A 22,332-nucleotide genomic window follows, 5' to 3' on the forward strand; every position below is an offset into this window, starting at 1 on the left:
AGGGGCTTACTGCCCGTTAATAGCGGGATAAATACTGGAAATTTGAGGTGTACATCGTTATGGCAAAACTATTATTAGTAGATGATGAAGAACGTATGCTGCGCTTATTAGATTTATTTTTAAGTCCGCGCGGGCATTTTTGCATGAAGGCAACTTCAGGACAAGAAGCACTTGAACTCGTTCAACAAAAAGAATTTGATCTTATCTTATTAGACGTGATGATGCCAAAAATGGACGGCTGGGAAACTTGCTTTCAAATTCGGCAAATAAGTAACGTACCCATTATTATGCTAACTGCACGTAATCAAAATTATGACATGGTAAAAGGTCTCACCTTAGGTGCTGATGACTATATTACAAAACCGTTTGATGAGCAAGTATTAATTGCTCGTATTGAAGCTGTACTGCGTCGTACGAAAAAGGAAGGGTTCGTAAGCTTTAACGGAATTGACTGGGATAAAACGAGGCATACCGTGACTGTCTATAATGAAAAGCTCGCTCTTACACCAATTGAATTTTCATTACTTGGACTCTTTTTGCAAAATATAAACCGTGCTTATAGCCGTGATGAACTTATCGAAAAAATATGGGGATTTCAAACAGATATTGAATATCGTACCGTTGATTCTCACATTCGTAATATACGCGAAAAGCTTCGAAAAGTAGGATTCCCTATTGAAGATTATCTAGAAACTGTTTATAAAATCGGTTACAAATGGAAAGGTAACTAATCGTAAAGATAAAGTGAAACTTCCTTTTGGAACGCTCTTCTCCAAAAGATTAGTTGAACCAATCGGGCTCTTACAGTCGGTTTGGTATTACCTCGTAGCTAAGCATCTTACCGACTGTTAGAGCGGGGTAAAGTGAAACTTCCATCGGAATGCCTTTCTCCGATGGTTAGCCCTCACCAATCGGGCATATGCCAGCAGTTTTTCTTCTACCGAATTTCGTTGTTTCTTCAGAACTTTGCGGCGGGAGTCTTACTGCCTGTTAGTACAGGAAAAAGGTTGTGAATCATAATGAATAAACTTTCTATAAAGCTTGGTACATACTTTTTATTATTATCTCTTTGCATTGAATCCGTATTATTTGTATCCTTTCATACAACACTGGCGCAAATGCGTGTAAATGAAGAAACTACATCCTTATTAGCAAAGGGAAATTGGTATCGTGATATTATTGAAAAACGCTATAGCGAACGAGCCGTTGAACGCGCAACGATGATGGAATCTAACTCCCCTTCTCATACGAAACTCGTCATAACAAATGCAGCGGGTAATATTTTATCTTCTTCTGATCCCATTACAGAAGACATGCACAAACAACTTGTAAAAAAGATTACGTATATTCCTAGAGATGGAATGATAACAGAAGATCGCTGGAAAGCGTCAAAATATATTTCAACAGTCAGTCCTATTACAAAATATGGGGTAGTGGTTGGCTATGTCCATATGTTTTTAGCAACTGCTTCTATAAAAGAAATGATTTATCGCTTAACGAAACAGTTCGTTACCGTCGGTGCATTGACAGTGGCTCTCACAACAATTTTAGTGTTTTTATTTTCAAGAGTTATTACAAATCCACTTATCAAAATGAAGCGAGCAACCGAAAAAATGATGAAGCAAAATGAACCGATTACATTAGGTATTAAGAGTAAGGACGAATTAGGAAGTTTAGCAGGAACAATTGAACAGCTTTCTAGTGAGCTAACCTATATGAAAAAGGAACGAAACGAATTTCTCGCAAGTGTCGCACATGAATTATTAACCCCGCTCACATATGTAAAAGGATATACAAAAGTTGCAAAAAGAGAGTCTTTATCGAAAGAAGAACGGGAAGAATATTTACAAATCATTGAAGAAGAAACAGAAAATATTACCGAACTCGTACAAGATTTATTTGAACTTGCACAGCTTGAACAACACCAATTTGCTATAAAAAAGCAGCCCATTTCACTGCTACCATTTGTAGAGCGTATGGTTGAAAAAATAAAACCATCTCTTCAAAAAAAGAAAATGGACATCTCTTTATATTGCCCTGAAGATTTATCTGTCTGCATAGACGAACGCCGCATGGAGCAAGTCATGCTGAATTTACTCCATAATGCACACCAACATTCTCACGAAGATTCTCAAATTACAGTACAAGTATTAAAAAAGGAGCATACTTTTCTTATACATGTGCAAGATGAAGGAGAGGGAATTCCAAGTGAAGACTTACCGCATATTTTTGAGCGCTTCTATCGGGTCGATAAATCCCGAACACGAGCAACTGGTGGAAAAGGTATTGGCTTAGCTGTTGCAAAAGAAATCGTAGAATTACACGGTGGTTCTATACATGTAACAAGTGAAGTTGGAGCTGGAACTGTATTTACGATAGAATTACCAATTCAATAACATTTTTATTATTTTAGTAAATAATTTTCAACCAATAACATTAACCATAAATAGTATATTTTTGAAATTATTATTACTTTAATATAATATGTATATACAACTACCAAAGATTTAGAAGGTGATATGATTGGAAATTCGTGTATTGACAAAAAAGGATGCAGAAATTTATTTAGAACTTCGCGTTGAAGGATTAAAGCAAAACCCAGAAGCCTTCAGCTCCGCTTACGAAGATATTCTTAACAAAGAAGATCCTGTTGAATATAAAGCAGAAGTATTATCTCAAAATGAAAATTATACACTTGGCGCTTTTAAAGATGGCGAATTAATCGGTGCTGCAACTCTGGAAACGAAATCATTTTTAAAGCAGGAACATAAAGCAAAAATCGGTGCTGTTTATGTTTCTCCAAAAGCGCGTGGACTCGGTGCTGGTAGAGCACTTATGCAAGCAGCCATTGAAAAAGCAAAAGAATTAGAAGTAGAACAACTGATGCTTGATGTTGTCGTTGGCAATGAAGGTGCAAAAAAACTCTATGAATCATTAGGCTTTAAAACATTTGGCGTACAAGAACGTTCATTAAAATATAACGATCAATATTGGGACGAAGAGCATATGGTTTTATTTTTACATGAAGAAAACGCATAGAAAAAGGAACTTGCAAGAGTCCCTTTTTCTTTATAATTATAGAAACTTTTTTGTTTTACAAACACTGAACTCAATTTATGAAGTAAAATGAGTTGCTCCTTTTAATATCCCTTCAATTTGTTTATTATAAAACCGAATTTCTGATGGACTAACAGCCGTTTTTACTTGCATTTGTAAATTTTTAAGTTTTTCTTTAGCCTCATCTTCTAAATTTATTTCTAATGAAGCAAGTTTCCCTTCATATTTCTTAATAATATCACTACTCTTTTGAGCTTCTATTACCATTGATTTTTGCACATAACTTTTCAGAAATGTGCTACTCCCAAAACCTGCAATTAAAGCTGTTTGTATGAATAAATAGTGCTCTTTCGTTACATCCATCGGTAGTGTTACTAAAATTGCACTAAATATACCTGCAATAGGCTCTTTAATTGTTCCAAACACATATCGACTTTCAATTCCACTTTGATCTGAGAGTATCATTCGACTTTTAATATAATTCCCATTTACTACAATGTTTACAATTCCTCCAACACAGCCGCAAATAGCTGCAAGGACTATTCTCCAAAATATCTCCCTATAAGCATCCTCCACTAGCCATTCCCTCCCATCTCAATATCTATGCTGCAAGCTTTTCCTCTTCTTTTCCTAACCTATGATTGTTCTTCCACCATTATGTATATGTGGATGTAGCCACTTTTACATAGAGTAGAACTTCCTTCGATAGAGGGATTACGCTCCATTAATATGAGATAAAGAAGTAGACTTGTGAATAAGTTTCATTCAGGAGAAGGATTATATGTAGCCTTCCTAAAAAAAATCGTTAAACTCCTCAGTTAAACCATGCTTTTGCCAACAATTGAACAGCTTCCTCAATTTCTTCCTCAGATAAAATCGCAAAACCAAGCAAGATTGTTTTATTATCAGCGTTCATCTCATCATAGTACATAGAAACCTGATATACCTTAATACTATATACTGCCGCTCGTTCAATAAGTTCTTGTTCTGTCATGCCATTATTTGTGCGTAATAATATATGCAGTCCTGAATCTTGTCCAATTATTTCAACATATTTCGGAAAATGTGTTGAAATTGCTGAAACTAATGTATCTCTTTTCTTTCGATACACAACTCTCATTTTATGAATATGCTTTTCCCAATGTCCACCTTCGAGAAAGCGTTTCACAATTTCTTGATCAATTCGCGATACAGTCTGCGTATAAAAGAAATAGTCTTGTTGATATACTTCAACTAGCGCTTTTGGGAGCACCATATAACTGATACGTAACGATGGTAGCAGCGCTTTCGAAAAAGTACTCATATAAATAACCTTTCCGTTTTTATCCAGTCCCTGGAGAGCTGGAATTGGTTTACCAGAATAGCGAAATTCACTATCATAATCATCTTCTACAATATAACGCCCTTCCTCTTTCTCTGCCCAATGTAAGAGCTGCATTCGCCTTGAAATCGGCATAATCATCCCGCACGGAAATTGATGGGACGGCGTAACAAACACGACATTTGCATCGCTTTCTTCTAAATGCGAAAGTATAATTCCATCTTTATCAAGGGGAAGCAGTTCCACATGCTCTATCCCTTTTTCATACGTAACAATTTTTCGATGGTATCCTGGATTTTCTACCGCAAATGTACTTTCCTTTAACAATTGAAATAGCATTCTTATTAAATATTGTGTTCCTGCTCCAATAATAATTTGACTTGGTGAACAATGGACACCTCGCGATTCGTACAGATATTTTGCAATTTCTTTTCGCAATCCAAGTTCCCCTTGCGGATGCCCAAGCAGTAGTACTTTTTCATTCTCAATCTGCAGCACTTCATTCGTCAATTTACGATATAGGGCAAATGGAAATGACTGAGCATCAACACCTGTATGCGTAAAGTCAAATACATAGTCTCGTTCATCATAAAGCATTTCTTTTACATGTTGCATTTTTTGTTGTACATGCAATACATTTTGCTCCATTTCACATACGAAATATCCTTTACGTGAAATCGCCTCTATGTAACCTTCTGCAACAAGCTGACCATATGCAGCTTCAATTGTATTTTGGCTAATTTGCAAATAGTGAGCTAATTTACGCTTCGATGGTAATTTCGTATGAGGTGGGACATTTCCAGATTTCATTTCCTCTTTTATGTAATTATATAGTTGTACATATAATGGCTCTTTACTATGAATATCAAATTTCGGTGTTAATTCTAACATACAAACTGACCCCTTTATTTTATAAAAAACTGACACTTTTTACAGTATCAGAAGTTATATATAATACTTTCATGCTTATCATTTCTGTTTTAATAAATCAAGAACTTTCATATCAAAGGAGGATACATCATGAAATCACCTCGACATCTCGGTCTGATGATGATTATTAGTGGAGCAACATTATGGGGATTATCTGGTCCTATGATTCAATGGCTATTTAACCATACTGAACTATCATCTACTGATTTTTTAGTCATACGCCTACTATTAGCAGGCATGTTTATTTTATGCTTCTTACTACTTACAAAACAAAATATATTTGGGATTTGGAAGTATCCAAGTCATTGGATTCAACTACTAATTTTTGCGATTGTTGGCATGCTTGGTGCTCAGTATGCATTTATTGAAACAGTGCATATAAGTAATGCTGTAACCGCGACACTATTTCAATTTCTCGGTCCAGTTCTTATTACTATTTATGTTACAATGCAGCATAAAAAACTTCCTTCCTTTATGCAGGTTATAGCAATCGTCGCTGCACTGACAGGTACGTATTTTCTTATTACTAACGGTTCAATTGAAAATATTGTTCTCTCTAAACAAGCGATATTATTTGGTATTTTAACAGCAGTCGGCTTTGCTTTTTACACACTCCATCCCGCTTCTCTTATTAAACAATGGGGAACATCAGTAATTGTCGGTTGGGGGATGTTACTTGGAGGAATTTCTTTATTTCTATATAATCAAGAATTCCATTTCCGTCATGTAGCAAATACATTAACAATGAGCACATTTTCTATGCTTATTCTCGTAATTATAAGTGGAACACTTTCTTTCTTTCTCTATATTGGTAGTCTAAAATATTTATCTGCAACAGAAACAAGTATTTTATCAAGTATTGAACCACTCGTAGCAGCTATTGTTTCAATTATCTGGTTAAATGAATCATTTGGAGCCTATCAATTATTAGGTGGTATTTTCATTATTGTCGCAGTTGTCTTTTTAACAATGCCAGAAAAATCTAGCAACAGAACACATGTAAGAAAAGGGGAAACGCTGTCCGCGTAGCCTCTCTTTTCTTTTACAGGAATTGTTCTTTCTTTTGTCCAATACAATTAAAATACAAATATGCATAGGAGCGTGGCAAAATGAAAAAACTTGGAACCGTGCTACTTCTCTCCTCTCTCATCACTGGCTGTACGATTACAGTAGATTCAAAAAAAATAATGGAAACGACACAACCACAAAATAACATTCCCTCTTTCTTTCACCTCAGCATTCTTAAAGATGTCAATTGGGAGGAAAGTCCATCATTTCAGCATGATAAAATATCTCTAAAAGGTATAGAAAATAAGGTCGCACTTGTAGATACTACTTGGATTGCTAATCAACCAAATAAATATATGTGGTTCTTTCTGGGTCCAAATATCCCCTCTGGAAAGCTAACCGTCATTGCAATAAAACAAGGCTCAACAAAACCAGTTCCTGTCTTTTCTCAAGATAAAGTAACAGGTAATATATGGACGGCACCGCAAGAGATTACAAAAGATATCACGAGTATTCCCTCTAGTATGTCACTCCCTTCTTCTGGTTTATGGCTATTAAATGTATACATCGGAGAAATGTTGTATGGACAGATTGTTGTACATGTAGAAGAAAGTGATAAAGTGAAACTTCCATAAGTGGGGAGTTTTTTCATCCCCACTTATGGTTAGTTGAACCAATCGGGCTTTTACTGGCAGTTATTCCCCCACCTAACTTCTATAGAAAAGCGGAAGCGGCTCGCCCAGAATCACAGGACATTGGAGCTCAAGGCAGAGAGGCGCTTTTTGCCTCGTCCGAGGGAGCGAAACGACCAGAGATTCTAACAACGATCTTCTCTGCATCTTGAGGTGGGGTCTTACTGCCCGCGAATAGCGGGACAGATCATAGCATTTTCCTTACAAAACTGTAATTCTCACGTCATCTAATTCAATGGTTCCATCTCTTCCTCCCATTTATACTAAGAGTAAGAAATAAAACCAAAAACAAGGAGAGATAAGAGATGAAAAAAATAATGGAAGTTGTAGTAGCGGTAGTCTTAGTTTTAGTGAATGGTAAAACTATTGCAATGGAGTTAAACAAATAATGAATATCACTCATACAATCAAATAAAAAGAGATAAGGTTTCATTGTTTCGATCCCTTATCTCTTTTTTCGAAAAGCCAGCATACGTTATAAAACTTCTTTTTAGGATGTTAAATAATAGTAAAATGCATCTGCATCTGTTTGTATCCAAGGTGAAAAGTGAAGTTCTTGCACTCGGTCTGGCTGTTGTTTTCCAATTTCCTCTGTAAGCTGCTCTGTATCCTTATCCGTCACATCTATCCCAAGTTCTTTTGCCACTTGCAAAGCCTTTTGATCATTAATTTCTTGTAACACTTGATAAATATCTTTTCCGTACAAATCAATATGAAGGTTTTTTGCTTCTGTTTGAATTTTCGTTTCATATATTTCTTTCGCTAACGCTTCCATACTTTTTCCCTTTTCCGAAATACCAAGTTGCTTTGCTTCGTTTTTTACTTTTGTGCCATAAAGCTCTTCAGCTATCGCACCAGTCTCTTTCCCTTCTGTAGAAACTCCTAATTTTTCTGCTTCACTTTTTATTTTAATTTTATTAATTTCCGCTATTAAATCTACAATTGCTTTTCCCCCTACTGGTATTCCAAGTTTTTCTGCTTCTTTTTTGACCTTCGCTTCATATATTTCTTCAGAAAGTGTTCCAGCATCTTTTCCTTCTGTAGAAATTCCCAGCTGATTTGCTTCTTTTTCTACTTCCGTTTCATGAATTTCCTTCTCAAGTGTAAGTAGCTCTTTTCCTTCTGTGGAAATTCCTAAATTCTGTGCTTTATCTTCTGTATATGCAGCATGTACAGTCTCACCATTTACTTGTGCACTACTAGGTTGAGATAATTTCCCTTGATTTGCTTCCTTATTTGAACAAGCAGAAGCTCCACCCATTACACTGAGACTTAATACTCCAACAACCAGTAAACCAAACGTCTTTTTTCTAACCACCTTTCACTTCCTCCCTTCATCATGACTGTTCCTTAAGCCGTTATGTCTTTTTGACGCCTTACTCTCCATCTTGCTCGCAACATGACAAAAGATATACATAGTCCAGTTCCAGTTAAAATAAGCATAATAATCGCACCAATTAGTCCAATTACTCCTGTATGCAGTTCCTTAACTAATTTTGATAGAGAATTGAATCCCCCATTATTTCTATCTTGAAAAAATTGTCCATTTGTCGCTGCATCTCTTTGATTAAAATTGGAATTCCCAGCTTGCATTCCTTGTCCATTTTGTCCATTCCCTATAGCACCATTTCCACCAAATCCTCGTTCTTTAAAATTAGCAGCTCCTCCTATTCTTTCACCGTGGCCTTTTTCATTAAAATACATATATATCCCTGTTACAGATTGAATAAAAATAAATACCGAAGCAATTAACCCAATCCAAAAATGGAGTTTTCTCATTCTTTTCATTTTCCACTCTTCACTCTCCTTTTTCATCATTTCTCATTTGTAATTCGTCATTATGTCTATATTTATTATGAAAAGGATTCCTTAACTTTTCCTTAAAAAAGACAGTCTTGTATAAAACTAACAGGTAAGGATATAATCTATTTCCAATAAATAAATTGGTAATTTATGTTATGATATTATAAAAGTTTCGGAGGGGAAAATGATGAAAGGAAATAAAAAGGAAATACAAGTAAACGACAAAACGATTCGTTATACACATATAGAAATGGGTTCCAAAACGATTTGCTTTATGTTTTCAGGTTCAGGTTACAATTACGACAAACCCTTGTTTTATTATTCGACGATGGTAATGCGCCAAAACAACATCGATATTGTCCAATCCATTACTCCTATGATGAGCAAACAATGAAAAAAACGATTGAAGAACTAACCAAAATAATGATGGATGACATTAATCCTGTGATTTTAGATGTTTTTAAAAATGGGCAATACAACAATTCAATTTTTTTAGGAAAATCACTCGGAACAATTCCAATTGCGAATGACTTAATGAAGAGAGATGAATTCTTAAAGTCAAAAATGATTTTACTTACTCCACTGTTACAGTCTGATTCAATTTTTGATTCCATCTTGAATAGTGAACATCAAGGGCTTTTAGTTATCGGGGATAAAGATCATCATTACAATTCAAATCAAATTGACCAATTAAGTAAATCAAATTTAAAGATTGATGTTGTCCAAAATGCAAACCATTCCTTAGATGTTGAAGAATTTGAAACAACAAATTCAATTTTAGCTTTATCAAGGGTAATAGAAAAACTCCAAGAAATCGTTAGGACAAATTAGGGATAAACTGCTATCAAAAGTTCACCAATTTGGGTGCTAATTTCATTGCTAAAGTAAATGCAAAAGAGGTGCGAATTGCACCTCTTTTAAATGGTTATTTTTCTTCAAATCCGAACTCATCAGTATAAAGTGAAACTTTAATCAGTGGGGATTTTCTCCATCCCCCACTGATTATTAGTTGAACCAATCGGGCTTTTACGGGCAGTTTATCTCCCACCTAACTTCTTTGCTTTCGCCGAGTTTTGAGGTGGGAGTATTACTGCCCGCGAATAGCGGGATAAAACAAGATTGTCTTTGTAATTACCTATTTTTCTTTCTTATAAATATTTCGTACTTTGGATTCTTTGGAAATATAATTTCAAAACAAGTACCTTCTCCAACTTTGCTATGCACTTTTATTTTTCCAGAATGCTTTTCAACTATCCAGCTTGCGATAGAAAGGCCTAATCCAGCTCCGTTTGATGCTGCTCTTGATTTATCAACTTGATAAAAACGGTCAAAAATTTTTGAGATGTCTTCTTCAGCGATACCAACACCATCATCTTTCACTTGAATTACAATCCCATTTGTTGTTTCAGAGCAAGATACCTCAATATTTCCACCTGCATTTGTATACTTCATCGCATTATCTAATAAAATTACAATTAATTGATGAATACGCTCTTTATCTCCCATAAACAAAATAGAAGGAACTACATCTAACGTGATTGTTTTTTCTTCATATAAAGCAATTTCCGAATAAGGATTTACAATTTCACTTAGCAATTTATCTAATGCAAAAGTTTTCTTGTCCATTTCAATTTGATCTGAATCAGAACGTGCTAATGTCAGCAGACTTGCAACTAGCTTGGATAAGCGTCGGCATTCCTTTGATATAATTGAAATATCCATCGCCTTGTCTTCTATTGTTGCGGTAGGTGATTGAAACAATACGTCTGCTTTAGATTGAATTACTGCTAAAGGTGTTCGTAACTCATGTGAAGCATCTGAAACAAACTGCTGTTGTTTATGCCAAGCATTCGTAATTGGTATAAGCGCCTTGCCAGCTAAGAAAAATCCAATTCCTACCGCACATATACTTGCTATACTGCATCCAATTACTAGAATAAGCAGAAGTGTATGCAGCATTTCCTTTTCAGCGTTTATTTCTCGTAACACTTGAAACGTAATTTTTCCTGAATCAATATCTCCTTGAACTGCAATCATCCGAAAATTTACGCCTTCTACTTCTATATCCTGCCGTTCTCCAAATGTTTTAGGAAATAATTTAGATTGATTTCTCTCAAAAAAGCTTGGATCTATAAATCGTGGTTCCATCCCTGCCAGTTGATTCTTTGCATCCCATTGTAAAACGATAGTCCGGGAATCACCAATATGCACGTCTTTGTTAAAATCAAACTGACCTGGAATAGAATTGGCTCCTTGTTCTAGTTTCTTAATGGACCTATCCATTGAATCATCTATTCCTTCATATAGCCGTTTATGTGTATATGAATAAATAACATTTCCTAACATACCAATGAATATGATGAATACTAATGAGTTCAAAATCGTAAGTTGAATGCGCGTTTTTTGAAACATACTCTGTTTTCTCATTGTTCTTTTAATATATATCCAATCCCACGAACAGTTTGTATATCTTTATGATATCCAAATGGTTCTAATTTTTTTCGCAGATGATGCACATATACCTCCACGATGGCTACTGTTGTATCAGAATCGAATCCCCATACTCTATCAAAAATTTGTTCGCGCATTAAAATCTTCCCGCTATTTTGAATTAGATACTCTAATAGCTCATATTGCTTTAACGTTAATTTTATAGGTACCTCATCCACTTGAATATCTTTCTCTTTTCCAAACAACTCAATGCCACGATACTGAATCGTTTGATTAGTTGTTAGGCTCCCGCTCCTTCTTAATAAAGCGCGAATTCTTGCCTGAAGTTCTGGTGCCTGAAATGGTTTCACTAAATAATCATCTCCGCCAAAGTCCAATCCTTTTACTCGATCTTCTAAAGAGTCTTTTGCAGTAAGGAATAAAACTGGCGTTTGAATCTTTTCACTTCGAATCCGCTGAATTACTTCAAATCCATCCATCTCTGGAAGCATCACATCTAGAAGAATTGCATCATAAATATTTTGCAATGCTAGAAATAATCCTTCTTCACCACTTTTTGCTGTATCTACTTCAAATTCATTTCGTAAAATTTGTGTAATTGACTCCAATAATGGAGGATGATCTTCCACAACTAATAAACGCATCTCACTTCTTCACCCCTTATTTTTTCTTCGATATATTCACAAACAATAAGACTTTCACATCATCATTCTAAAAAACAAAGAAGATAGGTGGACAATGAATGTTCGTAAAGGTCCGATTGATGATGCTAATCAGTAGGAATGAAAAATCTCTACTTTATCCCGCATTAACGAGTAGTAACACCCCTAGATTATGAGGAACCACAAGAGAAATTTACTTATAAGACTATCATAGAGTAACTCCTCCGCTGATGGAAGTTCCACTTTCTACTAGCAAAAGAAAGCGGCCGCAATATGCGATCGCTTTCTTTTCTAGGCAAAAATGCCGTCAATAACATGTTCTATTCATATCGAAGTGCTTGAATAGGATGCAGCTTTGATGCTTTATTGGCTGGAAACACCCCAAATCCAACTCCTACTAATAAGGAGAATAAAAATGCTAGCAATGTAATAGGAAGAGAATAAGCAACCGTCATACCCGTTGCCGCGGAAAGAACCTTTGCAACCAATAGCCCTATTCCCATTCCGATTAATCCTCCAAGCGAACTTAGTACCACTGATTCAATGAGAAATTGTAATAAAATATCTCTTCTTTTCGCACCAATTGCTTTACGAATGCCAATTTCTTTCGTTCGTTCTGAGACAGATACAAGCATAATATTCATAATTCCGATTCCGCCAACTAATAAAGAAATACAAGCAATTCCTCCGAGCATCATCGTCATTGTACCTGTTACCGAACTCATCGTATCTACTAAATCTTTTTGACTAAATACGCTGTAGTTATCTTGCTTATTTGGGAACATTACAGCTAATTTATTTTGAATTTGTGCCATGACAGTATCTATTTTTCCCTCGCTACTCACTTGCACATACAACGTTTGTATACTTGTATTCTTCACAACTCGCTGCGCTGTACTTAGCGGCATAATAATAACATCGTCACCGCTTTGTCCCATAGAACCACCTTTTGAAGCAAGTACACCTACTATTTTAAAAGACGCACCATTTACTTGTACATATTTTCCAATTGGGTTTTCAAATCCAAATAGATTTTGTGCTGTATTCGCACCAAGTACAATAACTTTTTGTCTATATTCTACATCCATATCTGATAAAAAACGACCTTCATTTACTTTCATATCGCGAACTTGCTCATAAGAACTATTTGTTCCAGTAAGTGATACTTGTGTTGAAACTTTCCCATTTTTTACAGTAACTCGTCCTGAAACAACAGGGGACATGTTTTTTACCCCATCAATCTTTTGAAACTTTGCAACATCTTCTTCAGTAAGTTTTATCGTGTCAGATCCCATCATGTTTACTGTTAACAAATTCGTTCCTAAGCTATTAATTTGATTTGTTACAGCTTGACTTGAGCCTTGACCAATCGAGACAAGTACAATAACAGACGCAACACCAATAATAATGCCTAGCATCGTTAAAAATGCTCGTAACTTATTGCCTTTGATACTGCGCATTGCCATTTTGACGGATTGTATCAGTCCCAATGTACTCACCTCTACTTTCAAACAATTGCCCATCTTGTATACGAACAATCCGGCTTGCTTGTTTTGCTACTTCTAAATCGTGCGTAATTAAAATAATTGTATGTCCTTGCATATGAAGCTCTTTCATGACCTCAATAATCTCTTCACTTGTTTTGCTATCTAATGCCCCTGTCGGTTCATCCGCTAATAAGATTGGCGGGTTTCCAGCTAAAGCGCGTGCGATCGCAACGCGCTGCTGCTGTCCACCTGACAATTGACTCGGCAAATGATGAGCCCTCTCTTGTAAACCCACTTTCTCTAAACAGCTATACGCCATATTTGTTCTTTCCTTTTGACTCATCCCTCGATATAAAAGGGGCAATTCAATATTTTCAAGCGCAGTTAGTTTTGTAAGCAAATTAAAGTTTTGAAAAATGAATCCGATTTTTTCATTTCGAATCGTGGCTAGTTGATTATCATTCATCTTATCTACTGCATCTCCATCCAATAGATACTGTCCATCATCTGGACGATCTAAACAACCAACCATATTCATAAACGTAGACTTTCCTGATCCAGAAGGACCGATAATGGAGAGAAAATCACCTTCATAGATTGTAAGAGAAACATTATCGAGCGCACGTACAATTTCGCCGCCCATCTCATATGATTTAGCCATATTATGAATCTCAATAATTGGTTTCATTCTCACCCTCTCCCTCCAGCTCTATTTCTATTCATACCTCCGCCGCCGTAGCCGCCACCGTAGCCGCCTCCCATGCCTCCGCCTGGTGACATCATAAAGCCTCTTTGTTTATTATTGTTATTATTTGCTGCATTTCCTTGTGCAGCCATAGGTAATTGAACATGATCCCCTTCTTGCAATCCTTCCGTAATTTCTACGTAATCTTCATTATGAATACCTGTTTTAACAAGTTTTCGTTCCATATTTGCCTGTCCATTAGAATTTGTCTTACCCTTAGAACTTACTTGTCCATTAGAACTTGTCTGTCCATTAGAAGAAGCTGTTGAAGATTGAACGAGAACAAACTTTTGATCTCCTCTTGTATGAACTGCTTCTACTGGAACATATAGAACATTATCTTTACTATCAGTCAAAATGCTAGCTTCTGTTGTCATTCCAATTTTCAAATCTTTTGGATTATCAATATGAATTGTTACATTGAATGTAGATACACCATTAGAAACTGTTCCTTCCTTTGCTACATCTGTTACCTTTCCTGTATAGGTTGTATCTGGAAATGAATTTACTTTTACCGTTACACTTTGTCCAACCTGCACTTTTGGAATATCTAATTCATCAACTTGAGTAACTGTTTCTAAATCACTATAGTTTGTAATATGAGCAACAGCCTTCCCACTCGTTACACGATCTCCAGCTTGCACTGATATAGATGTAATTGTTCCATCAGCTGGTGCTACAATTGAATCACTTCCATCTGTAAATGTAATTAACTCCTGACCCTTTTTTACTACATCATTTGCTGAAACTAATACGGAATCGACTACTTTATTTGCGTCTGCTGTAATATCTTCATTTGTCACAGATTGAGTAGAACCAGAACCTGTTACTTTCACATCTAGTTTCCCTTTTTGAACTGCCACACTTACTGCTTGATTCATCACTGGTTGCGACTTATTCTTCAATACATACCAAGCCCCTGCACCAAATACAATGATAAGAACCCCTAAAATACTAATCCATTTTTTCACAGTCCTATCTCCTTTTCTATGGTTCATTAAATAAGACTTATTATCGAATCTATTCCTTAAAATTCCCTTAACAAAAATAAAAAGACTAGCGTCTATTTAGATGCTAGTCTTTTAAACATATCTCATGTACTATAATCAATTTACTTTTTCATTTCTATCTATTCATTCCGTAAAACAACATTTTTCATACAATCTTCTTAAAGCAACTTAACTTACGGAATGTTTTCTTATTTACGCTACTTCGATATCCGCTGCAAATCCTGTTTGCTCATTGAATTGTAAGTCAATACGCAAACTTTCTGGAATAAAGTTGTGATATTCCCTTAGATAAAATGCAATTGCATCAATTAACTCCTGCTCACCAAGCTCTACAGTTCGGTACGGTAAACGAGCATTGGCGCCAAATCCTCTATTCGGATGAAACTGCAAATCAACATCAATTTGTTCCGGACGATACGCGTGGATAGAAGCCGCATGTACACAAACCGCATCAACTACATCTTGTTCAATAAAGAAAATCTTCATCGTTCTCTCTCCTTCTTAACGTCTTGCGAAAATACGTCGCAGAATCCAAACAATTGCTAAAATGATGACAATATCTATTAATAAACCACTAGAGAAAAAGCTGCCGCCTACTCCACCAACTCCATGATTTCCAAATGGATGTAGCATACTACCTAGTAAAGCTCCTGCTCCAAATGATGCTGCATGACCCCAAAAGCTAGATTTTTTAGGAGCTGGCTGTGGCTGTGATGTATGTTGATCTACAGAAGCTGGTTTCTTCGATTGCACATTTGATGACGAAGATTTATAGCCAGAATGATATGTCCCATCTGAAGAACGATAGCTACCAGAAGTCGATCCTTTCGTGCTAAATCCACTACTACTAGAATGAGATGAAACTGACGATTTGCCGCCACTAAAGGTTTTTGCCTGTGCAAATGTTGGTAAGGCAAACAACGTGAAAGCTAACATTAGCGTAAAAATTTTCTTACTTATATTCATCTGAATCCCTCTTTTAATCAAAATGAAGTGTAGCAATAGTATAAGCAACTTTTCTATTTCTTGCACGTATTTTGTACAAGGGATAACTACAGCTGAAATACCTTGCTAACACTATGCTTTTTAAGATAAAACAACAAAAATCAGAACAGTTCTTCTGTATTTCCCGCTATGATTGTAATAAAAGAAAGAGGACGTTCCCAATTGATGAACGTCTCTTTCTCCATATGCACAGCATATATTTTTAGCATATGAAATCACCCAACTTCCTTAACTTGTCCCTGCTTGGCATAACAATAACGAGCAGATGTCCCTTCCCAATGTGTATAAGCTGGCAAAGTTTCTCCTTTCATGACAAGCGAAAGATTTCCAAGCGATGATCCTTGATTCATAACTGTATCATACAAAACAACAGAACCATTTCCGATTGAACAATTATCACCAATAACAAGATTGGACATTTTCATCACACGATCCTCAAATAAATGAGTCTGCAATGTACTGTTCAAGTTAATAGCAGCCCCATTTCCAATATGAACCAAATCAAATTCTGATATGTGTGTAGAATCCAGGAAGACTCTTTCTCCTACTTTCACACCAAACCAACCAAGGATATAGCGAGCAAATGGTGTCCCAAGAAATAGATTTAACAAGTAAGGGACAGTCACATTTTCGTATAAAGCTGTCACTAATTCACTGCGCCATACAAATGTGCTCCATAATGGCTTCGCTGTCTGCTCATAACTGCCAATGAGCAACTTTTTAATAATAACAACTGCTCCTGATGCTAGCAAACCCGATCCTATAGCCAACAATGGAAACAACGCAATGATCTCGAAGGCAGAAAAATAGCGAGTTTCCTCCCAGAGACTAAACACTAACAAGCCACTAATCCAAATCGCAAAAGCACCAGGCAGCGTAACGCGACAAAATTCAATCATAAGTCGTTTTATATAAAGACTTCTTGTTGGATGATATGTTTCCTCTTCCGAAAAAGAAGTATTAATGTCTCGGTTTGGTAAAAATATAGATGGTGAACCTAACCATGATGTATCATCCGAAATCTCTTTTTCTTCAGGAGGAATAGACATGACTCCAATTAAACAACCATTTCCGATTGTTTTTCCTCCTTCAATATGAGCGCTGTTTCCAATAAACGTACGGCTTCCAATCTTTGTTTTCGCAATATGAATTTGATTATGAAATACTTTTGGTGTACCAATAGAAACAGCATCAGCAATAAAGCTGCCTTCACCCGCGATTAGTAAATCCGGAGCAATATTCGTAACTGTAGAAACTTCAACCATTTTCCCCATTTTCGCACCGAGTAGACGTAAAAATGGTGCTGCATAAATTGTTGCATACAGCGAATTGTTGAATACTAAACTCATCATAAGCAGCTTATCTACAAACCATTTTCGTACATAAAATGTACTATAGAGCGAATATTGTCCTTCTTTTACTCGGCCTAGTATAACTCGTTTTAGCAATACGATTACAAAACTTAACGTAACTACACCAATAAGCGAAAATATAGGTGCTAGAAGCAATTCCCAAGCTCCCGTATACGGAAATAAGCCTCGTATTATAAAAATAGCTGGTAAAAAGCTCATACTTGGAACGAGCATAAGCATAATGACGCCCATTACATACAATACCCCAAGCCCAAAACGGTGAAATCTGCTGTGGCTTTCTGTAACAGCCGCCATTGCCTCTACATGCTCATCTTTTACATTTGTTTGTCTTGCAGGAGAGCCGCTCCAACGCTCATTGAATGGTATGACCATATTAGAAGGAAGCATCGATTGCTCTCCTAATTGCGAGTGATCTTGGACAGTTGTATTAGGTGAAATAACAGCATTTGATCCAATATAACAGTTGCTTCCCACTGAAATTTTACCGATTTTCAGCATATTCCCTTCAACTGTGTAACCAAGCAGTTGGGCGTCTAATCCAATACTGCTTTCATTTCCGATTTCAATTAAGTCAAACGAATGCAAGTGCTGCGTGCCAATATAACAATCTTTTCCGATTTTTGCTCCCATCAGACGATAATACCAATTTAAAAATGGTGTTCCTGTTAAGAAGCTAACCGGTGCAAGTGCTTGAATTCGGCGCACAAGCCACCAACGAAAATAATAACTTCCCCAAAGTGGATACTCTCCCTCTTTAAAACGACCAATTAAGAGCCACTTTGCCGCAATAGAAATAATAATCATAGCCGGGCAATAAATAGCAAACATAGAAACTGCAGCTAAGAAAATTTGCTCATCTCCCCACGGACTATTAGATAAATGTAAATACACAAGTACAAATGGCAAAGATGCTAGCAGTGTAAGAGCGTATATACTGATTCCCTGCATAAACCCATTTCTCTTATATACACCGTCTGATACAGGCGGTAATTCTTTACGAACTGGTTGCTTTATTTCAGTTCTAGATTGTGATTGTATAAAGTCAGCAAGCTGTTCAATCGTTGGATGTGCATACACATCTGAAACAGCCATGCCTGTCATCATACTATGTTCCCGAAGTTTTGATACAACAAGTGCAGCAAATAAGGAATGTCCGCCCAAGTCATCAAAGAAATGCTCTGTAACAGAAATCATCTCTTGCTGGAAAACTTCTTGCCATGCCTTTGCGATTATTTCTTCTGTTTCGTTTTTAGGCGCTGTATATTCTTTATTGAAACGATGCTGCCCTGTCGGTGCCGGTAAACTCTTACGATCAACCTTCCCGCTTAGAAGAGTCGGAAGCTCATCAAGTACCTCAATGTAAGAAGGTACCATATATGCTGGAAGACGTTCTTTAAGACGATTGTGTATAACCGATATATCCAACGTTTTTTCTTCATCCAATACAATATAAGCAACTAATACTTGTAGTCCAGGTGCTTGCTCATGTACATTCACAACAGCATTGCGTACATCAGGAACGTCCATAATAACTGCTTCAATTTCGTTCAGCTCAACTCGATATCCACGAATTTTCACCTGACTGTCAATTCTGCCTAAAAATTCAATGTCTCCTTCCTCGTTAAAACGAACTAAGTCTCCTGTCCGATATAAACGTGAAGAATCAAAAGGCGTTTTACAAAATGGATTATTAACGAACTTTTCTTTCGTTAAATCTTCTCGATTCACATAGCCACGAGCTAATCCGGCGCCTCCAATATATAATTCACCAGATCCTCCAATTGGAACGGAATTCATCTGCTCATCTAAAATATAAACACTATAGTTAGGCAGAGGTTTTCCAATTGTCACTGGTTTATTCGGATCACATTCTGCATAAGTAGCAATTACTGTTGCTTCTGTTGGACCGTACGTATTCATCATGCGCCTTCCTGGATGACACCAGCGCTTCACAATATGACTTGGACACTCTTCTCCTCCTACAATTAGCAAACGAAGTGTCGGAATATCTTCTTCCCACATGGTAAGCAATGTTGGTACACAAGAAAGAACAGTCACGCCAAGCTCCGTCAATCTCTTCGGTAACTCCATTCCGCTTTGCTGTAACTTACGTGTACCAACTACAAGAGCTGCACCGTTTGAAAATGCCATCCAAATTTCTTCCACAGAGGCATCAAACGCAGTCGTAAATCCTTGATACACTCGATCTTCTGGCACAACGTTATAAAAAGTTTGCGAAGCTCTCACAACATGAGCTGCAGTATGATGCTCGATTAGCACACCTTTTGGACGCCCTGTGGTGCCTGAAGTGTAAATAATGTAAGACAAATCATTACATTGTACTTGCACTTCTTCCCTACATAAGCGTTCACCGTCTTGATTTGCAATCAACACAGCCTCTTGATCCAATCGTACAGCTAAGCATCCTACATGATACCGAGCGGCAATTTCCTCAGTCATAATAACTGCAGCAATCCCGCAGTCTTGTACAATATATTGCACCCGATCTTCCGGATAACTCGGATCTAGCGGTACATATGCTGCCCCCGCTTTCATAATACCTAGCATTGCTATATAAGATTCTATAGACTTATCTAGAAGAATCGCTACACAGCTGCCGCGTTTAATTCCTTTCAATCGTAAATATCTTGCTAATTTATTCGCTTCTACTTCTAGCTCCCTATACGTTATCGTTCTATCGTCACAAATAACAGCTACTCTATTTTCGTAACGATCTACAGTTTCTTCAAATATATAATGTAAACATTCCTCTTTAAGAAGTTCTGGTTTTCTTTGACCGTAATTCCATTCGAAAGGAGGAAAATGCGTATGTGTAGATGCTTCAAGTATAGACCTCATGCAATTCAACCCTTTCCAAAAAATAACATATGATGAATAACAAATCGTTTTTTATCACCGAAAGCTGTATGATTGGCGTGCTCGTATTATTACGCAAAAAACACGAAGAACAAGAGCAAACAGCTTTAATTTGAAATATAGCACACAAATATGTCAAATGTGTGTCCGCCATGTGTTCAATATATATACAAAAAAAACGATATATATGATCCCTCCGTCAACAGGAATTTTCTTCATTATTCACTGATGGAAGTTTCACTGTATTCCATTACATTTATTGAGTTAATTGATAATAAAGTTTTTATAGCGGAACTATCATTATAAATTTATATTTCCTAATAATGTAATAAATTCATAAAAAATACACTTGTAAAATTTATTCAGATAAATTTTAATAAATAATTGATAGGACTTTTATTTAGAAATATACGAAGCATATCTAAGGGAGTGAACACATTACTATGAAATCATTAAAAAAACATATTTCTACACTAACTCTTTGTTCTACATTCGTTCTTGGCATATCTACTATACCTTCTCATAGTTATGCAGAAACAAAACTAGCAATCTCGCAAAATGATGAACAATTATTACAGCAATTTAAGCAACAACTCACAGCCCATCTCAACAATCGTGAAACACAAATTGTCCTTCCATATAATACGCAAAGTAGTAATATACAAGAAGTACTCAACCAACTTATGAATTCATACAATGAGATACTTAAACAAAACGATTATTTACATTTCACTGTAGGTACCGCTAACTTTTCTATTCGGGGACTACCAGGTAGTTATACACTTACATTAACTATGAACTACTTAGAATCAAAAGAACAGACACAATATGTAGCAGAACAAGCGAAACAAATTATCAATTCCATTATTACAATAAATATGGATGACCATGAAAAAGTAAAGGCCGTGCATGACTATGTTGTAAAACTCATCTCATATGACACTTCATTGCAAGCGCATACAGCATACGAAGCGTTGACCAATCATTCTGCTGTATGCCAAGGCTATGCGTTATTAACATATCAATTGTTAAAAGAAGCTGGACTTCATGTAAAGATTGTTGAGGGAACTGGAAATGGACAACCACATGCATGGAACCTTGTTGAAATAGAAGGGAAATGGTACCATCTTGATACGACCTTTGATGATCCCGTTCCAGATGTACAAAATCGGGTTACATATTCTTATTTTAATTTAACAGACGACCAAATCTCGGGCGACCACGTGTGGGACCGCAGCCAATATCCTTCTGCGACAACAAATTATGCAAAAGAACTTTCACAAAAAGTGAATAACGGTGCTCCAAAAGCAGCGGCTTATAAAAAAATCTTACAAGATGCACATCTACCTTATGAATCACAAAACCAAAATAATTCCATACAAAAAGGATGGATTCAAAAGAATGGTAAATGGTATTTCCTTGATTTTTCCGGAGCTATGAAGACTGGATGGGTGCAAGATGGAGGGAAATGGTACTTCTTCGATTCCTCTGGTGTTATGAAAACTGGATGGATTCAAGATAACGGTAAGTGGTATTTCCTTGACTCTTCCGGAGCTATGAAGACTGGATGGGTGCAAAACGGAGGGAAATGGTACTTCTTCGATTCCTCTGGTGTTATGAAAACCGGATGGATTCAAGATAACGGTAAGTGGTATTTCCTTGATTCTTCCGGAGCTATGAAGACTGGATGGGTGCAAAACGGAGGGAAATGGTACTTCCTCGATTCCTCTGGTGTTATGAAAACTGGATGGATTCAAGATAATGGTAAGTGGTATTTCTTGAATCAAGATGGTTCTTGGAAATAAAGTGAAACTTCTTATCAGTGGGGGGCTTCATCCCTCACTGCCCGCTAATGCGGGATAAACAAAAAATAATACTTTCAACGGTTAAACGGCAACCCTCACATAATAA

Annotated in this window: 18 protein-coding genes and 1 pseudogene; 7 read left to right on the forward strand and 12 right to left on the reverse strand. The window is 36.5% G+C overall.

Annotated features, from left to right (window positions below):
• Nucleotides 1-59 precede the first annotated feature (59 nt).
• The 3 genes from AB1279_RS21255 to AB1279_RS21265 all read left to right on the forward strand — a co-directional run bounded on the left by AB1279_RS21255 (nucleotide 60) and on the right by AB1279_RS21265 (nucleotide 3,039).
• The gene (locus AB1279_RS21255; protein ID WP_429760831.1) at nucleotides 60-731 is read left to right on the forward strand and encodes a response regulator transcription factor; all 672 of its coding nucleotides are present in this window, start codon (nucleotides 60-62) and stop codon (nucleotides 729-731) included.
• Between the two features lie 288 nt (nucleotides 732-1,019).
• Nucleotides 1,020-2,396, forward strand: coding sequence for an ATP-binding protein (locus tag AB1279_RS21260; protein WP_429760832.1), 1,377 nt, complete (start codon nucleotides 1,020-1,022; stop codon nucleotides 2,394-2,396).
• 127 nt (nucleotides 2,397-2,523) lie between these two features.
• A complete protein-coding gene (locus AB1279_RS21265; RefSeq protein WP_429752365.1) occupies nucleotides 2,524-3,039 on the forward strand; it encodes an N-acetyltransferase family protein in 516 nt (171 codons plus the stop codon).
• Between the two features lie 75 nt (nucleotides 3,040-3,114).
• Here AB1279_RS21265 and AB1279_RS21270 read toward each other — a convergent pair whose 3' ends face one another.
• Entirely contained in the window at nucleotides 3,115-3,633 is a 519-nt protein-coding gene (locus AB1279_RS21270) for a hypothetical protein (protein WP_429760833.1), read from the reverse strand.
• A gap of 238 nt (nucleotides 3,634-3,871) precedes the next feature.
• Nucleotides 3,872-5,269, reverse strand: a complete 1,398-nt coding sequence (locus AB1279_RS21275; RefSeq protein WP_429760834.1) for a PLP-dependent aminotransferase family protein — start codon at nucleotides 5,267-5,269, stop codon at nucleotides 3,872-3,874.
• Nucleotides 5,270-5,398: 129 nt separating this feature from the next.
• Between AB1279_RS21275 and AB1279_RS21280 the strand changes: the two genes are divergently transcribed.
• Complete coding sequence (locus tag AB1279_RS21280; RefSeq protein WP_429760836.1) at nucleotides 5,399-6,337, forward strand: DMT family transporter; 939 nt, start codon at nucleotides 5,399-5,401, stop codon at nucleotides 6,335-6,337.
• 80 nt (nucleotides 6,338-6,417) lie between these two features.
• Complete coding sequence (locus AB1279_RS21285; protein WP_429760837.1) at nucleotides 6,418-6,951, forward strand: DUF4871 domain-containing protein; 534 nt, start codon at nucleotides 6,418-6,420, stop codon at nucleotides 6,949-6,951.
• Between the two features lie 547 nt (nucleotides 6,952-7,498).
• Here AB1279_RS21285 and AB1279_RS21290 read toward each other — a convergent pair.
• On the reverse strand, nucleotides 7,499-8,269 hold the full coding sequence (locus AB1279_RS21290) for a transporter (protein WP_429761526.1): 771 nt from the start codon (nucleotides 8,267-8,269) through the stop codon (nucleotides 7,499-7,501).
• 89 nt (nucleotides 8,270-8,358) lie between these two features.
• Entirely contained in the window at nucleotides 8,359-8,796 is a 438-nt protein-coding gene (locus AB1279_RS21295) for a hypothetical protein (RefSeq protein WP_429760838.1), read from the reverse strand.
• Nucleotides 8,797-8,998: 202 nt separating this feature from the next.
• Here AB1279_RS21295 and AB1279_RS21300 point away from each other — a divergent pair.
• Nucleotides 8,999-9,642, forward strand: a pseudogene (locus AB1279_RS21300) (alpha/beta family hydrolase).
• 300 nt (nucleotides 9,643-9,942) lie between these two features.
• On the opposite strand, the gene AB1279_RS21305 reads toward AB1279_RS21300, so the two are convergent.
• The 8 genes from AB1279_RS21305 to AB1279_RS21340 form a co-directional block, all read right to left on the reverse strand.
• Nucleotides 9,943-11,238: a sensor histidine kinase gene (locus AB1279_RS21305; protein ID WP_429760839.1), complete on the reverse strand. Its 1,296-nt coding sequence runs from the start codon at nucleotides 11,236-11,238 to the stop codon at nucleotides 9,943-9,945.
• Nucleotides 11,235-11,906, reverse strand: coding sequence for a response regulator transcription factor (locus tag AB1279_RS21310; protein ID WP_429760840.1), 672 nt, complete (start codon nucleotides 11,904-11,906; stop codon nucleotides 11,235-11,237). Before AB1279_RS21310 ends, AB1279_RS21305 begins: the two co-directional genes overlap by 4 nt.
• 338 nt (nucleotides 11,907-12,244) lie before the next feature.
• Nucleotides 12,245-13,414 carry an ABC transporter permease gene (locus AB1279_RS21315; protein WP_429760841.1) on the reverse strand — a complete coding sequence of 390 codons (1,170 nt, stop codon included), beginning with the start codon at nucleotides 13,412-13,414 and terminating at the stop codon, nucleotides 12,245-12,247.
• On the reverse strand, nucleotides 13,362-14,099 hold the full coding sequence (locus AB1279_RS21320; RefSeq protein WP_429752385.1) for an ABC transporter ATP-binding protein: 738 nt from the start codon (nucleotides 14,097-14,099) through the stop codon (nucleotides 13,362-13,364). The genes AB1279_RS21315 and AB1279_RS21320 overlap by 53 nt, the downstream gene beginning before the upstream one ends.
• 2 nt (nucleotides 14,100-14,101) lie before the next feature.
• Nucleotides 14,102-15,127, reverse strand: a complete 1,026-nt coding sequence (locus AB1279_RS21325) for an efflux RND transporter periplasmic adaptor subunit (RefSeq protein WP_429760843.1) — start codon at nucleotides 15,125-15,127, stop codon at nucleotides 14,102-14,104.
• A gap of 231 nt (nucleotides 15,128-15,358) precedes the next feature.
• Nucleotides 15,359-15,652 (reverse strand): DUF2653 family protein, encoded by a 294-nt coding sequence (locus AB1279_RS21330; RefSeq protein ID WP_429760845.1) that lies wholly within the window; start codon nucleotides 15,650-15,652, stop codon nucleotides 15,359-15,361.
• Between the two features lie 15 nt (nucleotides 15,653-15,667).
• Entirely contained in the window at nucleotides 15,668-16,132 is a 465-nt protein-coding gene (locus AB1279_RS21335; RefSeq protein ID WP_429760847.1) for a hypothetical protein, read from the reverse strand.
• 254 nt (nucleotides 16,133-16,386) lie between these two features.
• The gene (locus AB1279_RS21340; RefSeq protein WP_429760848.1) at nucleotides 16,387-20,403 is read right to left on the reverse strand and encodes a Pls/PosA family non-ribosomal peptide synthetase; all 4,017 of its coding nucleotides are present in this window, start codon (nucleotides 20,401-20,403) and stop codon (nucleotides 16,387-16,389) included.
• Between the two features lie 461 nt (nucleotides 20,404-20,864).
• Here AB1279_RS21340 and AB1279_RS21345 point away from each other — a divergent pair, with 461 nt between their 5' ends.
• The gene (locus tag AB1279_RS21345) at nucleotides 20,865-22,226 is read left to right on the forward strand and encodes a transglutaminase domain-containing protein (RefSeq protein ID WP_429760849.1); all 1,362 of its coding nucleotides are present in this window, start codon (nucleotides 20,865-20,867) and stop codon (nucleotides 22,224-22,226) included.
• Nucleotides 22,227-22,332: the final 106 nt, after the last annotated feature.

Source organism: Bacillus sp. S14(2024) (assembly GCF_050473785.1).
GTDB lineage: Bacteria > Bacillota > Bacilli > Bacillales > Bacillaceae_G > Bacillus_A > Bacillus_A yunxiaonensis.

Coding starts and splice junctions, on each gene's coding strand:
- AB1279_RS21255 (WP_429760831.1), top strand. CDS start 60: ATGGCAAAACTATTATTAGTAGATGATGAAGAACGTATGCTGCGCTTA.
- AB1279_RS21260 (WP_429760832.1), top strand. CDS start 1,020: ATGAATAAACTTTCTATAAAGCTTGGTACATACTTTTTATTATTATCT.
- AB1279_RS21275 (WP_429760834.1), bottom strand. CDS start 5,269: ATGTTAGAATTAACACCGAAATTTGATATTCATAGTAAAGAGCCATTA.
- AB1279_RS21280 (WP_429760836.1), top strand. CDS start 5,399: ATGAAATCACCTCGACATCTCGGTCTGATGATGATTATTAGTGGAGCA.
- AB1279_RS21285 (WP_429760837.1), top strand. CDS start 6,418: ATGAAAAAACTTGGAACCGTGCTACTTCTCTCCTCTCTCATCACTGGC.
- AB1279_RS21290 (WP_429761526.1), bottom strand. CDS start 8,269: ATGGGTGGAGCTTCTGCTTGTTCAAATAAGGAAGCAAATCAAGGGAAA.
- AB1279_RS21295 (WP_429760838.1), bottom strand. CDS start 8,796: ATGAAAAGAATGAGAAAACTCCATTTTTGGATTGGGTTAATTGCTTCG.
- AB1279_RS21305 (WP_429760839.1), bottom strand. CDS start 11,238: ATGAGAAAACAGAGTATGTTTCAAAAAACGCGCATTCAACTTACGATT.
- AB1279_RS21310 (WP_429760840.1), bottom strand. CDS start 11,906: ATGCGTTTATTAGTTGTGGAAGATCATCCTCCATTATTGGAGTCAATT.
- AB1279_RS21320 (WP_429752385.1), bottom strand. CDS start 14,099: ATGAAACCAATTATTGAGATTCATAATATGGCTAAATCATATGAGATG.
- AB1279_RS21330 (WP_429760845.1), bottom strand. CDS start 15,652: ATGAAGATTTTCTTTATTGAACAAGATGTAGTTGATGCGGTTTGTGTA.
- AB1279_RS21335 (WP_429760847.1), bottom strand. CDS start 16,132: ATGAATATAAGTAAGAAAATTTTTACGCTAATGTTAGCTTTCACGTTG.
- AB1279_RS21340 (WP_429760848.1), bottom strand. CDS start 20,403: ATGAGGTCTATACTTGAAGCATCTACACATACGCATTTTCCTCCTTTC.
- AB1279_RS21345 (WP_429760849.1), top strand. CDS start 20,865: ATGAAATCATTAAAAAAACATATTTCTACACTAACTCTTTGTTCTACA.